Origin of the sequence: Methylobacterium sp. J-067 (assembly GCF_022829465.1) — a bacterium.
Taxonomy (GTDB): domain Bacteria; phylum Pseudomonadota; class Alphaproteobacteria; order Rhizobiales; family Beijerinckiaceae; genus Methylobacterium; species Methylobacterium litchii.
The window spans coordinates 122,922-139,167 of sequence record NZ_JAKSXZ010000135.1; the positions used below are offsets into that span (position 1 = coordinate 122,922).

8 protein-coding genes are annotated in these 16,246 nt (G+C 71.1%); 1 reads left to right on the top strand and 7 read right to left on the bottom strand.

All coding sequences use genetic code 11. The features are described 5' to 3' along the window. Nucleotides 1-4 precede the first annotated feature (4 nt). From MKK52_RS20440 to MKK52_RS20465, 6 genes are all read right to left on the bottom strand, one after another. A complete protein-coding gene (locus tag MKK52_RS20440) occupies nt 5-5,266 on the bottom strand; it encodes an alpha-2-macroglobulin family protein (protein ID WP_243956969.1) in 5,262 nt (1,753 codons plus the stop codon). An 83-nt stretch (nt 5,267-5,349) separates the two neighbouring features. Beyond that, entirely contained in the window at nt 5,350-7,377 is a 2,028-nt protein-coding gene (locus MKK52_RS20445) for a protein meaA (protein ID WP_243956971.1), read from the bottom strand. Between the two features lie 141 nt (nt 7,378-7,518). Then, a complete protein-coding gene (locus tag MKK52_RS20450) occupies nt 7,519-8,160 on the bottom strand; it encodes an SGNH/GDSL hydrolase family protein (protein WP_243956973.1) in 642 nt (213 codons plus the stop codon). Then, nucleotides 8,160-10,406, bottom strand: coding sequence for a DNA topoisomerase IV subunit A (parC, locus tag MKK52_RS20455; RefSeq protein ID WP_243956988.1), 2,247 nt, complete (start codon nt 10,404-10,406; stop codon nt 8,160-8,162). The genes MKK52_RS20450 and parC overlap by 1 nt, the downstream gene beginning before the upstream one ends. Nucleotides 10,407-10,447: 41 nt before the next feature. Further along, the gene (gene recO, locus MKK52_RS20460) at nt 10,448-11,167 is read right to left on the bottom strand and encodes a DNA repair protein RecO (protein ID WP_243956991.1); all 720 of its coding nucleotides are present in this window, start codon (nt 11,165-11,167) and stop codon (nt 10,448-10,450) included. 58 nt (nt 11,168-11,225) lie between these two features. Continuing rightward, nucleotides 11,226-11,369 (bottom strand): hypothetical protein, encoded by a 144-nt coding sequence (locus MKK52_RS20465; RefSeq protein WP_243956993.1) that lies wholly within the window; start codon nt 11,367-11,369, stop codon nt 11,226-11,228. Between the two features lie 157 nt (nt 11,370-11,526). On the opposite strand from MKK52_RS20465, the gene MKK52_RS20470 reads away from it, so the two are divergent. Then, a complete protein-coding gene (locus MKK52_RS20470; protein ID WP_243956995.1) occupies nt 11,527-12,054 on the top strand; it encodes a hypothetical protein in 528 nt (175 codons plus the stop codon). A 382-nt stretch (nt 12,055-12,436) separates the two neighbouring features. Here MKK52_RS20470 and dnaE read toward each other — a convergent pair whose 3' ends face one another. Then, the gene (gene dnaE, locus MKK52_RS20475) at nt 12,437-15,943 is read right to left on the bottom strand and encodes a DNA polymerase III subunit alpha (RefSeq protein WP_243956997.1); all 3,507 of its coding nucleotides are present in this window, start codon (nt 15,941-15,943) and stop codon (nt 12,437-12,439) included. Between the last annotated feature and the right edge of the window lie 303 nt (nt 15,944-16,246).

Sequence of the window (16,246 nt, forward strand, 5' to 3'; positions counted from 1 at the left end):
GGCCTCACTTTCCCTCTCCCACCGTCAGGCTTCCCGTGCCCGTCCGCCCGTAGCGGGCGGGGCGGTACATGTCCTCGACGCTGGCGCCGGGATGGACGTAGGTCCCCGGCGAGACCGCCCGCACCGCGTAGGCCACGGTGAAGACGGCCGGCTGGTTCGGCTCGCGGGTATAGGCCGCCACGAAGCGGTCGTCCCGGAACTCCGTATGGACCGGCTGCACGTCGGACTTCGCGAAGGCGAGGCCCTTGAGCGCGTCCGCGTCGAGGAGCTTCGGGTTGTCGATCTCCAAGCCGGCGGGGAGACGGTCCACGAGGAGCAGCCGCGCCGCCTCGGCTTTGGCCTCCGTCACCGTGAGCACCACCACGAGACGGTCGTTCTGCCGGATGCCGGTGGCGGGATCGACCACGCTGCCGTCGAGCCGGTGCAGGCTGCGCTCCACCGTGTAGCCGCGGGACTCGGCGGGCTCGGGATTCATCGGATTGCCGGACACGCCGAGCGACACCTGGACCGGCGCCGCCCCGGTGTTCACGAGCACGCGCCCCGCCCCCGCCAGATCCGCCTCGCGGAACGAGCGGGCGAGCGCCCCCTGCTGGGCCGCCCCGTCGAGGGTGAAGGAGAGGCCCTTCGCCTCGTCCGCCAGCCCCTGCGCGGCGAGCACCATCCAGGCGTTCTCCTGCGTGCTGGTCGGGCGTCCGTCGGCGCGCTCCTGGCCCAGAGCCGCGCTCGCGGGGGCGAGGGCGCCGTGGGTGAGGCCGGTCTCGGCGGCGAGCGCGATCAGCCCGGCCCCGTCGCGCAGGCGCGAGCCGTAATCGGCCCGGTAGGTGCCCCTGTCCCGCTCCGCCGCGAGCGAGGAAACCGCCGCCTCCATCACCCGCGCCGCACGGCCCCGGTCGCCCAGCAGCGCCAGGGCAGCGGCGAGCTGCGCCCGGCCGAGCGCCGTGCGGAAATCGCCGAGGCGGGAATCGGCGAGGTAGCGCAGATCGCCCATCACCGGGCGGCCGTTGCGGGCGAGCACATAGGCCGCGTAGGCGAGGTCGGCGCCGCCGTCGCGGACCTCGCTCGCGTTGGCGACCGCGTTGCGCAGCCGGTCCAGGGCGAGTGCGAACGGCCCCTGCGGCACGGCGAACTTGCGCTCGCGGGCGCGGGTGAGGAAGTCGGCGACGTAGGCATCGAGCCACAGGTCGTTCGAGCCCTCCGCCGACCACAGGCCGAAATCGCCGCTCGAATCCTGGCGCGAGAGCACCCGGTCGATGGCCTCGCGCACCCGCCCGTCCACGTCCGGATCGAGGGCGAGCTGGTCGAGGCTTGCGAGCCGGTTCACGTAGAGCAGCGGCATCGCCCGGCTCACCACCTGCTCCGAGCAGCCATAGGGATAGCGTTCGAGGGCCTGGAGGAGGGCCGGCACGTCGACGCCGGGCAGCATCGAGGCCGCGAGCGACACGCGGCCGGTGCCGGGGATCACGTCGGCCAGGAGGTCGGCCGTGACCGAAAGGCTCTCCCCCGGCGCGAGGGTGCGAACCGACCGCCGCAGCAGCGCCCCGGTGCCGGGGGCGATGCCGAGGCTGAGGCTGCGCGACAGGGGCGCGGCCAGTCCCGGCCCGGACAGCGCGACATCGAGCCGGGCGACGCCCGGCCCCGCCGCCGTGAGCGGCACGGCGAAGCGGGCCTGCCCGTTGGTGGCGAGGCGTAAGCTGGTGCGCAGGGCCTGCGCCCCCACGAGGACCGGCCCCGAGGGCACGATGTCGGCGACGTACTCGCCCGCCGGCCCCTCGACGTTGTCGAGGGCGACGAACAGGCGCGAGCGGTCGCCGATGTCGAGGAAGCGCGGCAGGGTGGCGCTCACCACCACGGGGTCGCGGATCGTGACGTCGGCCTGCGCCTGCCCGACGCGGGTGCCGCTCCAGGCGGTGACCATCACCCGGCCGGTGCCGTTGAAGGCGGGGACGGGGAAGGTGACGCTGGCCGTGCCGTCCGCCCCCACCTTCACCACGCCGGAGAACAGGGCCAGCGGCGCCTCGGTCGGCGGCGCGTCGGCGAGTTCCGCCCCGCCCGCGTCGCCGCCGGAGCGGATCGCCCCGGCGCTGCCCTGCATCCCGTCGATCAGGTAGCCGTAGACGTCGCGGAATTCCGGCCCCAGCGCCCGCTGGCCGAGGAAGTAGCGGGTCGGGTCCGGGGCGGCGTAGCGGGTCAGGTTGAGGATGCCGACATCGACCATCGCCACCGTGATCCGCGCCTCCTCGCCGGGGGCGAGACCCGCGAGCTTGACGGGCAGGGTTAGATCCTGCCGGGGCCGCACCTTCTCCGGCGCGTCGACGGAGACGGTGAGGGCGCGCCTGTCGCGATCGACCGAGAACCACGCGAGGCCGAGCGCCCGCCCCGGCTGGCGCCGGGCCGCCTGGTCGAGGGGCCGGTAGGCCGTCGCGACGAGGTAGGCGCCCGCGCCCCATTCCGCCTTCACGGGCAGGCGGATCGTGGTGCCGCCCTCCGGTACGCTCACCTCGCGGATCTCGTGAACCCGGTCGCTCACCACCATCACGCTCGCCTGGCCCGCGAATTTCGGGCCGAGCTTGGCGCTCATCGTTTCGCCCGCCGCGTAGGCCGCCTTGTCGAGGGTGAGGTCGAGGAGGTCGGGGGCCTGCGCCGTCTCCGAGCCCGCCCAGCCGACCTCGAAGCCGAGGCTCGCGGCCGCCTCGGCGAGGCCGGGCGCCGTCACATCGAGGCGGTAGGCGCCGAGGCCGACCGGCGCCGCAATGCGGCCCATCGCGTCGGCGGCGAGGTCCAGCGTGCCGCTGGCGATCCGCTTCGTGGTCTTGGCCGCCTCGAAGGACCAGCGCCCGTCCGCGCGGTACCATTGGTAGGTTTTTTCGATTTTGTTCAGCGTCCAGGATACGCCGGCCTTCGGGACGCGATGCCCGTCCGGCGCCGCCATCACCACGTCGAAGGCTGCGAGGTCACCCTCCTTGAGATCGGAAAAACCCTTGCGCAGGGCCAGCACCGGGCCCGACGGCAGGATCGGCAGCGTGACGCTGCGGGAGAGTGCCCGCCCGCCGGGCTCGCCCACCGCGAGGGTGATCTTCGCCTCCAGCGGACGTGGGGCGACCACCTCCGGCACCGGCACGGCGAGGCTCGCCGCGCCCTGCGCGTCGGTGGTGGCATGGGCGGAGAGTTCCCGCGTCGTCGCCTCCACGGGCTCGTCGTCGAGGCCCACCGTGAACCCGTCGAGGCCCTCGATGCCGCTCGTCGCGGCGGCCTGCACGGTGACGCTGCCCGACACGTCGAGCCCCGCCCCCGGCGCGCCGTAGAGGAAGCGGGCGGCCACCGCCACCTGCGCCGGCTCGCCCCGCTTCAGGCTCGGGCCGGCGGGGGTGAGGGTCACGTCCAGCCGCTCGGGGACGTAATCTTCCAGAAGGAAGCTCGCCTCCCCCACCGGGGGCGCCTTCGGATCGGTATAGGCCGCGATCCGCCACGTCCCGTGCATCGCCCCCGAGAGCAGCGGCAGCGGATAGGCCCGCCCGCCGAGCCCCTGATCGGCCACCGAGACCCGACGGTACTCCACGCCATCGGGGCGCTTCACCACCAGGGTGAGGGGCAGGTCGGGCACGGCGTTGCCGCGCGCGTCCCGCAGGAGGGCGGCGACCTGCACCGTCTCGCCGGAGCGGTAGACCCCGCGCTCGGTGAACAGATAGGCATCGAGCCCGCCGCCCTCGGGGCGGCCCTTCACGCCCCGGTCGGTGAGGTCGAACGCGCCCTGGTCGAGGTCGAGGAAGCCGTAATCGTCGCCGAGCTGCGCCACGACGAGGCTCGGCGCGGTGCCGCCCTCGCCCCGGCTCAAGCCCGCCTCGAAGGCGGCGTGGCCCTGCGCGTCGGTCTTGCGGGTCGCCAGCACCTCGTTGTCGCGGGCGACGAGGCGGATCTCGGCCCCCTCCGTCGCCTTGGCCGTGCCGAGCGAGCGCAGCACCACGTGGACGCCGTCCCGCCCCTTGGTCGCCGTCAGGCCGAGATCGGAGACGACGAACCATTGCGTGGCCTGGGCTTCGTAGCTCTCCTCGTCCGGTGAAGCCGTGCCGGAGGGCCGGGCGATCATCACGTACACGCCGGGTTCGAGCTTCCCCACCGCCTGCAGCACGGGGAAGGCGGTGACGCTCTCCTGGTTGATCTCGGCCTTGGCGGTGTCGAGGCTCCCCTTCCAGACGCGCACGCCCTTCTGCGCGGCGATGCCCTTGGCGGTCGATCCGCTGAGCTGACCGAGGAAATCCTCCGAGCGCAGGGTCGGCAGCAGGCCCCGGTCGCCGATGCGCAGCACCTCGACATCGAGCTTCGGCGCGTTCACCGCGACGACGGGAATGCCCGCCTGACCGGTGCGCGGCAGGACGTAGTTGCGGCCGGTGAAGCGCGCCTGGGGGGCGCGGTCGCGCACGTAGATCTCGTAATCGGCGGCCTTGAGCAGGGTCTCGCCGACCGACGAGGGCAGGCCGGGGCGCAGCACCACCGCGTAGCGGGTGCCGTGCTTCAGCCCATCGACGCAGACCTGCGACCCCTCCCCCGTCACCGCCGCCGCGGCGCTGCCGGAGACCGCGACGAAGGGCGCGAAATCCGCCTTCGGCGCCACCGGCTCCGAGAAGGTGAAGCACAGGCGCGGGGCGGCGGCGTCGGAATCGACGGTGTAGTTGAGGATGCGGAAGCCATGCTCGGCGCGCAGCGCCTCGTAGGTCGCGCGGGTCGCGGAATCGTCGGCGAGCGCAAGGCTCGCGGCATAGGCATCGAGCGCCGGGCGCCATTCCTCCTGTTCGGCGGCGTTGGCGCCGAGCAGCGCCAGCGCGGCGGCGGCGTCCGGCGCGGAGCGGGCGCGCTCGTAGGCCCGGTAGGCGGCGGCGAGCGCCTGACCGCGCAGGCGCGTGCGGCCCTGGTAATCGTTCTCCTCCGTCTCGCCCGCCGCCGCTTCCGCCGCGCGGGCATAGGCGCGCCAATTGGCCGGATCGCCGGGATCGGCCGCGATTGCGGCGGCCAGCGGTACCAGGGCTTCGGCGGGCTTGTCGGCTTCGAGCAGCCCCTCGCCCTTGCGGCGGGACTGCGCGGCGGGGGCAAGCGAGCCGCCGGCCTCGGACTTCAGTGTCGCTTCGAGGCGGATCGCATCGCTGGCGAGACCGGGGCGGACGAAGCTCCGCGCGAAGGCGGCGGGTGTCGGTTTCGTCTGCGCGAGCGCCGGCACCGCCAGGAGCAAGGCGGCGAGGCCGCCCGCGACCGCTTGGATCCACCACCGCGCCATGGGCCCCTCCCCCGCCGCCGCGACGCGAATCGCGGCGGTATCGCGCGGGGGAGATTACAGGGCGGGCGGGGGAAGGGAACCGCTCAGTAAACCTGCGCCGGCTCTTCCTGCGGGCGGTTCGTCTGGCCGTCCAGGGTCTTCTCGATGACCTTGGCGAGCCCGATCATGATCTGGTCGATGGCGTAGTCCTTCGGCGTGTAGACCGCCCGCACGCCCATGTTCTTCAGGACCAGCTCGTCGTCCGGCGAGATGATGCCGCCGACGACGACGGGGATGTGGTCGAGCCCGGCTTCGCGCATCTTGGCCCGGACCTCCCGCACCAGCGGGACGTGGCTGCCCGACAGGATCGACAGGCCGACCACGTGGGCCCCCGTCTCCTTCGCCTTGGCGACGATCTCGGACGGGGTCTGGCGGATGCCGTCGTAGGTCACGTCGAAGCCGACGTCGCGGGCACGGAGCGCAATCTGCTCGGCGCCATTCGAATGGCCGTCGAGGCCGGGCTTGCCGACCACGAGCTTCGGCTGCTCGCCCAGGCGCTCGCCGAGATCGGCGATGAGGAGACGCGCCTCCTCGGCCGCCCCTGCCGAGACGGTCTCCCGCGTGACGCCGGTCGGCGCCCGGTATTCGCCGAACACCCCGCGCAGGCAGGAGCCCCACTCGCCGGTCGTGACGCCCGCCTTCGCTGCCGCGATGGAGGCCGGCATGATGTTGGCGCCCGAGCGCGCCGCCTCCTCCAGGCCGGCGAGCGCCGCGCGCACCGCCGCCGCGTCGCGGGTCTCGCGCCACGTCTTGATGCGGCCCGCCGCCTCCATCTCCACCGTCTCGGAGACGGAGAAGATCGCCCCCTCCCCGGCGGTCAGCGGCGAGGGCTCGCCGTGCTGGTACTTGTTGACGCCGACCACGATCTGGTCACCCGCCTCGATGGCCGAGATGCGCTTGGCGTTCGATTCCACCAGGGCGCGCTTCAGGGCGCCGGTCTCGACAGCGGCCACCGCGCCGCCGATCCCGCCGATCCGCTCCAGTTCGGCCCGGGTCTGGTTCTTCAATTCCTCGACCTTCGCCTCGATGACGTGGGAGCCGTCGAAGATGTCGTCGTATTCGAGGAGATCGGTCTCGAAGGCCAGGATCTGCTGCATCCGCATCGACCATTGCTGGTCCCACGGGCGCGGCAGGCCGAGCGCCTCGTTCCAGGCCGGCAATTGCACGGCGCGGGCGCGGGCGCGCTTCGACAGGGTGACGGCCAGCATCTCGATCAGGATGCGGTGGACGTTGTTCTCGGGCTGCTGCTCGGTGAGCCCCAGCGAGTTGACCTGCACGCCATAGCGGAAGATGCGCTTCTTCGGGTCGTCGATGCCGTAGCGTTCCTGAGCGATCTCGTCCCAGAGTTCCGAGAACGCGCGCATCTTGCAGATCTCGGTGACGAAGCGCAGGCCGGCGTTCACGAAGAACGAGATGCGCCCGAACACCTCCGGGAAGCTCGCCTCGTCGAAGGCGGGATCGTCGCGCACCGTGTCGAGCACGGCGATGGCGATGGCCAGGGCGTAGGAGAGTTCCTGCACCGGCGTCGCCCCCGCCTCCTGCAGGTGGTAGGAGCAGACGTTCATCGGGTTCCACTTCGGCACTTCCTTGGTCGTGAACAGGATCACGTCCTTGGTCAGCCGCAGCGAGGGGGCCGGCGGGAACACGTAGGTGCCCCGCGACAGGTATTCCTTGATGATGTCGTTCTGGGTGGTGCCCTGGAGGGCGCTCAACGGCGCGCCCTGCTCCTCGGCGACGGCGAGGTAAAGAGCGAGCAGCCACGGAGCCGTGGCGTTGATCGTCATGGAGGTGTTCATCTGCGCCAGCGGGATGTCCCGGAACAGGGTCCGCATGTCGCCGAGATGCGCGATCGAGACGCCGACCTTGCCGACCTCCCCGCGCGAGAGTTCATGGTCGGGGTCGTAGCCGGTCTGGGTCGGCAGGTCGAAGGCGACCGACAGGCCGGTCTGGCCCTTGGCGAGGTTGCCGCGGTAGAGTTTGTTCGACTCGGCCGCGGTGGAGTGACCCGCATAGGTGCGGATGATCCACGGCTTGTCGCGCTTCACCTCGGCGATTCCGGCGCTCGCGCCCATTCCACCCACTCCGTGACGACTTTTGATGCCGCGCTGAGAACGCCGCTTGCGGCGCAGCGTAGCCGAGCCTCATGCCGCCGTCATCCAGGGTGGGTTGCACGAAAAATCGGGGTTGACGGTGAAGGGAATTTGAGATGCCCCTCACCCCAGCAGTTCCGCCACCTCTCGCGCCGCCGCGCCGTAATCGGCGAGGTGGACGCCGTCGCTCAGCGCCCCCGGCCGGGCGAGCCCTCCCCGCCCCTCGCGCAAATCGGAAAAGGGGTCCGCGAAGGCGCAGCCGTGCTTGGCTGCGATCCGGGCGAGGCGGGACGAGTAATCCTCCACCGCCGCCGGCTCGCGCTCCTGGCCCGGCACCGGATCCATCGGCGGCAGGGCGAGCACCACGACCCTGTCCGCGTGGTCCCGCAATCCGCGGACGAGCGACGTGGCCGCAGCCTCGAACCGGGCGATGGCCTCCGGCGAGAGCGGGCGCTCGCGCACCGAGAGGTCGTTGCTGCCGGTGACGAGCAGGGCGACCCCCGCCCGCCGGACCGGAAGCAGCTGCGGCAGGCGTTCCGCGTAGCCGCCGGTCGAGATGCCGCCGATGCCGGCGCTCACCACCGGCCGGTCGCCGAGGGGATAAGCGCACAGGAACTCGGCGTGGGAATCGCCGACGATCCAGGCGAAGCCCGGCGGCGCCGCCGCGAGGTCCCGCCGGATCTGCGGGATGCGCATCGCGATGCGCTCCCGGCAGATCCTGAGGAAGCGCTGCCGCTGGAGCCGCCGCGCCAGCCAGCGGAGCATCAGCGCCCGAACCGCTCGAACTTCGGGAAGCTGCGGGCCATCATCAGGCCGACCTCCGCCCGGTGGCCGAGCCACTTCTCGAGGATCGACGCGTTGGCGAGCCGCCCCTCGGCCGAGCCGTCCTGCCAGGGCAGGCCGTCCTCCAGGCGGAAGACATGGGCCTGGGTGAGTTGCCCGCTGCGGCAGCGCTGCAGCCGCACGCCCTTGCCGCGCGACAGCTCGGCGACCTCCGTGACGGGGAAGACGAGGAGCAGCCGCTCGGTGTTCACCACCGCCACGTGGTCGCCGTCGGCCGGCACCATCACCGTGGCGGTGGCGTCGCCGTCGAGGCCGAGCACGCCCTTGCCTTTGCGGGTGTTGGCGACGAGGGCATCGGAGGGCGCGACGAAGCCCCGCCCATCCGAGCCCGCAATCAGCAGCTTGGTCTCCGGCCGGTAGGGCAACGCCGCCACCACCTCGGTCCCGTCGTCGAGATCGACCATCAGCCGCACCGGATCGCCGAAGCCGCGCCCGCCCGGCAGCTTCGCGGCGTCGAGGGTGAAGATCTTGCCGTTCGAGGCCAGCAGCAGGATCTTCTGCGTCGTCTCGCTCGGGAAGGCGATCTTGAGCCGGTCGTCACCCTTGAAGGCCACGCCCGACAGGTCGGCCACATGCCCCTTCAGGGCGCGGATCCAGCCCTTCTCCGAGACGATCACCGTGATCGGCTCGCGCTCGACGAGGGCCGCCGTCAGGTCGACCCCGGCCGTGTCCGGCGGGTTCTCCAGGCTGGTGCGGCGCTTGCCCAGCTTGGTCTCCGGCCCGAACGTCTTCTTCACGGCGCGGATCTGCGCCTGGATCGACTTCCACTGCGCCGGCTCGGAGGCGAGCAGCCCGTCGAGTTCGGCCTTCTCGGCGGTCAGGGCGTCGAGCTCGCGCTTCAGTTCCATCTCCTCCAGCTTGCGCAAGGACCGCAGGCGGGTGTCGAGGATGGCGTTGGCCTGCACCTCGGTCAGTTCGAAGCGGGCCATGAGGGCGGGCTTCGGCTCGTCCTCCTCGCGGATGATGCGGATCACCTCGTCGAGGTCGAGATAGACGATGAGCAGACCGCCGAGGATTTCTAGGCGGCGGTCGATCTGGCCGAGGCGGTAGCGGGAGCGGCGCTGCAGCACCACCCGGCGGTGATCGACCCATTCCCGCAGGCATTCGGCGAGCCCGATCACCTTCGGCACGAGGCCGCCGACGAGGACGTTGAGGTTCAGGGAGATCCGCGCTTCCAACTCGGTGAGGCGGAACAGGGATTCCATCAGGATGACGGGATCGACGCTGCGCGAGCGCGGCTCCAGCACCACCCGCACGTCCTCGGCGGATTCGTCCCGCACGTCGGCCAGCAGCGGCAGCTTCTTCTCCTGAAGGAGCTCGGCCATCTTCTCGATCAGCCGGCCCTTCGGGATGCCGTAGGGGATCTCGGTGACGACGATGTTCCACGTCCCCCGGCCAAGGTCCTCCTTGTGCCACCGGGCGCGGACCCGGAACGCCCCGCGCCCGGTGCGATACGCCTCCGCGATCGACTCGGCCGAATCCACGAGGATGCCGCCGGTCGGGAAATCCGGCCCCTGCACGAACTTGGCGAGCTGGCCCGAGGTCGCCTCGGGGTGGTTGATCAGGTAGAGCGCCGCGTCGCACAGCTCGGCCGCGTTGTGCGGCGGGATCGAGGTCGCCATGCCGACCGCGATGCCCTGGCTGCCGTTGGCCAGCAGGTTCGGGAAGGCCGCCGGCAGCACCACCGGCTCTTCCTTCTCCCCGTTGTAGGAGGGCCGGAAATCGACCGTGTCCTCGTCGATCCCGTCCAGCAGCAGGCGGGCCACCTCGGTGAGCCGCGCCTCGGTGTAGCGGTAGGCGGCGGGGCCGTCGCCGTCGATGTTGCCGAAATTGCCCTGGCCATCGACCAGCGGATAGCGCTGCGCGAAATCCTGGCTGAGGCGCACCAGCGCGTCGTAGATCGCCTGATCGCCGTGGGGGTGGAAGTCGCCCATCACGTCGCCGACGATCTTCGCGCATTTCTTGTGCGCGGTGTTCGGGTCGAGCCGCAGGAGGCGCATGCCGTAGAGGATGCGCCGATGGACCGGCTTCAGCCCGTCGCGGGCATCGGGCAGGGCCCGGTGCATGATGGTCGAGAGCGCATAGGCGAGGTAGCGCTCTTCCAGCGCCGACTTCAGCTCGACGCTTTCGATGCCGTCGCCGGACGGCGGCTCGAAGGGCTGGCCCATGGTGGTTTCCGGCTTTCAGACTGGAACGTAACGCGAACAGATTAACCTTCGGCGACGCCGAGCGCAACGAATCGCGCCCGCTCTTCCGGTGGCGTGAGGCCGCGCGGCCCCCAGACGTGCCGGTCGAGGAAGTATCCCGTCAAGGTAAACCCTTGCGCAACGCCGTCAGGGCCGGGCGCCCCGCCCTCGCGCAGGAAGGTCGGCAGGGCCAGCAGGCGGTCCTTGTACGGCTCGCCGGCCGCCGCGCTCACCGCGCGGCCGGTGCGGGGGGAGACGTAGGCGAGGCGGTCGTTGCCCCCGGTGGCGGCGCAGGCCGAGAGATCGAGGCCGAAGCCGAGTTCGGTGAGCACGGCGAGTTCGAACCGCACCATCAGCGGCGGGGCGATGGCGGGGTCGTCCAGATGCTCCACGAGGATGCCGGCGGCTTCGTAGAGCGCCGGGTGCGGGTCGCGCTCGGGCAGGAGGCGCAGCAGCGCGCCGAGGGCCCCGAGCCCGTAGAGGGCGAGCCCCGAGCCGATCATCCGCGAGACCTCGGAGGCCAGGGGCTCGACGGCGAAGGCGCCCAGACCCTCGTCGAGCCGCGCCCGCCACGTCACGCGCACCCGGTTGCCCGGCTGGAGCACCGGCTGCATCCGGCGCGAGCGCCCGCCATGCACGAGGCCGAGATGGCGCCCGTGTTCGGCGGTCATGGCTTCGAGGATGACGCCGCTCTCCCCGTGCCGGCGCAGGCCCAGCACCAGGGCGTCGTCCGTCCATTGCATGGGAGGGATATAGGCGTTTTCCGCGTCGCTGCATCCGCCGCACGGCGTGGCCGTCGCGTCAGACCCAGGCCCGCTTGGTCGCGACGATGTTGCGCGCGCCGGCATGTTCGGCGTCGGGGTTGCGGAGTTCGCGGAAGCCGGGCGCCCGGCCGTCGATGAGATACACGACGAGCATGAGGACGAGGGTGATCTTGATGCGCATGGCCACGCCTGAGGACCTAAGCGTGGCGGTGTAGGATCGATCGCTTTTGAATGAGTTGCTGCAGCGCACATTAACCCTGGGTCGGGAGCCTCTTTCCTTCTCCCGTGGTAAAGCGACCCTTCCCGGCCGCGCGGCGGCGTTAACGGATCAGGCTTCCATGCGGATCGTCGCCCCCGCCCTGGCTCTCGTCCTTCTGGCCTCCCCCGTTTGGGCGAAGGAGGTGGGCTTGGTGGGCGAGGCGACGATCGGCGGCGCGTCCCGCCATGTCACCCTGCGGCTCGCCTGCGATCCGGCCCATGCGGGGCTCTCGGCGGCGCTGACGGTCCCGCGCTTCGCGGATCTCTCCGCCACCTTCGCCTTCGACGCCTTCGAGGGGCCGGGCGGCACGGGCAAGCCCCTCACCGCGATCCGGGTGGCGGGGGCGAACGGCGTGCGCAGCATGATCGCCCCGGCGAGCGGCGCGGTGGCCGCCGATCCGGCGACGAGCTTCACCCTGACCGTCGCCGGCCCGAGGCGCACCGAAAGCCCGCTCCGGGGGATCGCGCCGGGCCTCGCGGAGGCGAATGCGCGGATCGTCTGGACGCAATCGAGCCCGCGCGCCGGGGATGCCGCGATCATCGCGACCTTCCCCGTCATCGACGCGGCGGTCATTCGGAAGGTGATCGAGCCCTGCGCCGGGCCGTGATGCCTGCCGCCATCACCGTCATTGCGAGCGCAGCGAAGCAATCCAGGGAAGCGCCACGGTCTGAAGCGTCTCGTTGCCCTGGATTGCTTCGCTGCGCTCGCAATGACTGCGGGGGTGTCAGGGCTCGTCTCTGTCGGTCGGGGGGCTTTCGGCCGCTTGTCGAGGCGTTCCGCGCAGATCTCGGCGACGAGGCGGCTCAGCACCTCGACACGCTCGATCAGCCACGACAGTTCCTCTGCCGTGATTTCGTATTTGTAAGAGTACCGGGCCTTCACATAGGCATCGTGGAGCAGTTCGAAGCGGCGGTGGGCAATGCGCGTGTTGCGCGGCCATGCTTCCACCAGCCTATAGTCGAGGTTTCCGCCCCTTTGGGAACCCCGGTTCAGCTCACCTCCACCTGCGCCACCCCCGGCATGGCGCGGAGCATGCCCGCGAGTTGCGGCGTCGCCTGGTAGCGGCCCGGCAGGCGGATCTCCACCTCGCGCCCGCCGCCGTCGAGGCGCAGCACCAGCGACACCTCCCCCTCCCCGCGCATGGTCAGGCGGCTCTGCACCGCCTGGATGCCGCGCGGGTCTTCCAGGTGGATGCGCATGCCCTTCTGGAAGCGCGCCACCGCCGCATCCAGCGGCTCGGCGGTCATGATGCGGGCGCGGACGTCCTCGCCCTCCAGGTTCGCCTGCAACTGGAGCACCAGCGGGCGGCCGGGCTCCAGGATGTCCCGGTACTGGCCGAGTCCTTCGGAGAAGATAATCGCCTCGAAATGCGCCGTCCGGTCCGACAGCGTGACGATGCCCATCTTGTTGCCGGTCTTGGTGCGCCGCTCGGCCCGGTCCAGCACCGAGGCCGCGACCCGGCCGACGCTCGTCGTGCCCGCCCGCACCGCCCGGCAGAAATCCGTCCAGCTCTGCACCCGCAGCTTGTCGAGGAGGTCGCCGTACTCATCGAGCGGGTGGCCCGAGATGAAGAAGCCGATCGCCGCGTATTCGCGCTTCAGCGTGTCGGCCATCGGCCACAATTCGTGGGGCGGGATGCGCAGGGACACGTCCGCCGAGGCGACGCCGCCGAACATGTCCGCGACGCCGGTCGTCTCGGCCTCGACCGCGCTGGCGGCGAGCCGCATCATCGGCTCGACCGCCGCGAAGGCCCGCGCCCGGTCGGGCTCGATGCCATCGAGCGCGCCGGCCTGGACGAGGCTTTCCATCGTCCGCTTGTTCACGAGGCGCGGGTTGAGGCGCCGCGCGAGGTCGGAGAGGTCGGTGAAGGGCTTGTCGCCCCGCGCCTCGACCAGCGCCCGCACCGCCTCGCGGCCGACGCCCTTGATGGCGGCGAGCGCGTAGAAGATCTTGCCGTCGCGCACCTCGAACACCTCGCCCGAGGCGTTGATCGAGGGCGGCTCGACGGTGATCTTCAGGCGCTGCGCGTCCTGCCGGAATTCGGCGATCTTGTCGGTGTTGTCGATGTCGAGCGTCATGGCCGCGGCCAGGAACTCGACCGGATAATTCGCCTTCAGGTAGGCGGTCTGGTAGGTCAGCAGGGCGTAGGCCGCCGCGTGGCTCTTGTTGAAGCCGTAATCGGCGAACTTGGCGAGCAGGTCGAAGATCTCGTTCGCCTTGGCCTTGGTGAGGCCCCCCGCCTCGCAGCCCTTCACGAAGCGCTCGCGCTGGGCGTCCATCTCCGAGCGGATCTTCTTGCCCATGGCGCGGCGGAGCATGTCGGCCTCGCCGAGGGTGTACCCGGCGAGCACCTTGGCGATCTCCATCACCTGCTCCTGGTAGACGATGATGCCGAAGGTCTCCTTCAGCATCGGCTCCAGGCTCGGGTGCGGGTACCAGTTGGCCTCGTTGCCCGCGTCGCGGCCGAGCTTGCGCTCGCAATAGACGGGGATGTTGGCCATCGGGCCCGGCCGGTAGAGGGCCACGAGGGCGATGATGTCCTCGAACCGGTCGGCCTGCATCTCGCAGAGCGCCTTGCGCATGCCGGCCGATTCCACCTGGAACACGCCGACCGTCTCGCCCCGGCCCATCGGCTCGTAGGTCGCCCTGTCGTCGAGCGGCAGGCCGGCAAGATCGATCTCGATGCCGCGCTGCTTCAGCAGATCGGTGCAGCACCGCAGCATCGTCAGGGTCTTGAGGCCCAGGAAGTCGAACTTCACCAGCCCGGCCTGCTCCACCCACTTCATGTTGAACTGGGTGACGCGCATCCCCGTCTTCGGGTCGCGGTAGAGGGGGACCAGCTCTTCCAGCGGCCGGTCGCCGATCACCACGCCGGCCGCGTGGGTCGAGGCGTGGCGGTGCAGGCCCTCGAGCTTCTTGGCGATGTCGATGAGGCGGCCGACGATGGGCTCCTCCTCCATCGCCTGCTGCAACTTGGGCTCGCCCTCGATGGCCTGGGCGAGGGTGACGGGGTTGGCCGGGTTCTGCGGCACGAGCTTGGTGAGCTTGTCGACCTGCCCGTAGGGCATCTCCAGCACGCGGCCGACATCGCGCAGCACGCCGCGCGCCAGCAGCGTGCCGAAGGTGATGATCTGCCCGACCTGCCGCTCGCCGTAGCGCTCCTGCACGTAGCGGATCACGCGCTCGCGGCCCTCGACGCAGAAGTCGATGTCGAAATCCGGCATCGAGACGCGCTCGGGGTTCAGGAACCGCTCGAACAGCAGGCCGAACCGCAGCGGGTCGAGATCGGTGATGAGGAGCGACCACGCCACCAGCGAGCCGGCGCCGGAGCCGCGCCCCGGCCCCACCGGGATGTCATGCTCCTTCGCCCACTTGATGAAGTCCGACACGATCAGGAAGTAGCCGGGGAACTTCATCGAGACGATGACGTCGAGCTCGAAGGCGAGCCGCTTGCGGTAATCGTCCTCCGTGAAGCCCGGCGCGGTGCCGTGCTGCTGCAGGCGCAGTTCGAGGCCGGCTTCTGCCTGACGGCGCAATTCGGTCGGCTCGTCGGCGGCGATGGCCTGGGCCACGGCGCCGGACGCCTCGGCCAGCGTCGCGGCCTCGCTCCCGGCGACGCGGGAGAAGTTCGGCAGGATCGGCTTGCGGGTCCGCGCCCGGACGGCGCAGCGCATGGCGATCTCGACCGTCGCCGTCAGGGCGTCGGGCAGGTCGTGGAACAGGGCCGCCATCTCGGCCCGGGTCTTGAAGTTGTGGCGCGGCGTCAGCTTGCGGCGGCGGTCGTCCGAGACGATCCGGCCGTCCGCGATGGCGAGCAGCGCGTCGTGGGCGTCGTAATCGTCGGTCTTCGAGAAGAACGTCTCGTTCGCCGCCGCGACGCCGAGGCCGTTTCGGTCCGCCAGATGCAGGAGCGCCGCCTCGATCCGCCCCTCCTCGGGCAGGCCGTGGCGCTGGATCTCGACGTAGAGGTTGTCCTCGCCGAAGGCCCGCTTCAGGCTCTCCAGCCGGCTCGCGGCGAGTTCGGGGCGACCGGCGCGCAGCGCCGCGTCGAGGGGGCCGCCCGCCCCCCCGGTCAGGGCGATGAGCCCGTTGGCGTAATCCGCCAGCACGGCGGCGGCGACGCGGGGCGCCTCGCCCAGCGGCGAGTCGAAATAGGCCCGGCTCGCCAGCCGCAGCAGGTTGGCATAGCCCTCCTCGTCCTGCGCCAGGAGCACCACGCCGTGATAGGTCGGCAGGGTGCGGGCATGGGGATCCGCCCCCTCGAAGGCCACGGAGAGTTGCACGCCCGCGATGGGCTGCAGCCCGTCCTTGGCCGCCTTCTCGGAGAATTCCAGGGCGCCGAACAGGTTGTTCGTGTCGGTGAGGGCCAGCGCCGGCTGCCGGTCGGACACGGCCGCCTTCACGAGGTCGCCGACCTTCACGGCGCCTTCGAGCAGGGAATAGGACGAGTGGACGTGGAGGTGGACGAAGCCCACTTCCTTCAAGTGACGTGTCATGTCCGGCCTTGTTCGGGGGCCGTGGAGGATCGGCCCTGGCCGCCCCGGAGTCGACCGCCCGGAGGCCACTCAGCCCAGTTATCCACCGCCCGAGGCCCGTATTCCCCGGCACTGTGGCAAGCCGGTGAAAAGCGGGGACATCCTGTGGACAACCGCTTCCGGCGGGAACTTTCGCGCAGGTGGACGCGCATCCTCAACGGATCGGTGCGAGGGCTACCGCCCAGGCGCCGAACGCCCCGAACAGAATTCCGAAGGCCATGAACTCCACCATTCCGGTCAGGATCGCCCGCTTGAGCATCGTCG

Bases quoted from the DNA above. Each gene is read 5' to 3' on its own strand.
- MKK52_RS20440 (WP_243956969.1), bottom strand. From the start codon at position 5,266: ATGGCGCGGTGGTGGATCCAAGCGGTCGCGGGCGGCCTCGCCGCCTTG.
- MKK52_RS20445 (WP_243956971.1), bottom strand. From the start codon at position 7,377: ATGGGCGCGAGCGCCGGAATCGCCGAGGTGAAGCGCGACAAGCCGTGG.
- MKK52_RS20450 (WP_243956973.1), bottom strand. From the start codon at position 8,160: ATGCTCCGCTGGCTGGCGCGGCGGCTCCAGCGGCAGCGCTTCCTCAGG.
- parC (WP_243956988.1), bottom strand. From the start codon at position 10,406: ATGGGCCAGCCCTTCGAGCCGCCGTCCGGCGACGGCATCGAAAGCGTC.
- recO (WP_243956991.1), bottom strand. From the start codon at position 11,167: ATGCAATGGACGGACGACGCCCTGGTGCTGGGCCTGCGCCGGCACGGG.
- MKK52_RS20465 (WP_243956993.1), bottom strand. From the start codon at position 11,369: ATGCGCATCAAGATCACCCTCGTCCTCATGCTCGTCGTGTATCTCATC.
- MKK52_RS20470 (WP_243956995.1), top strand. From the start codon at position 11,527: ATGCGGATCGTCGCCCCCGCCCTGGCTCTCGTCCTTCTGGCCTCCCCC.
- dnaE (WP_243956997.1), bottom strand. From the start codon at position 15,943: ATGACACGTCACTTGAAGGAAGTGGGCTTCGTCCACCTCCACGTCCAC.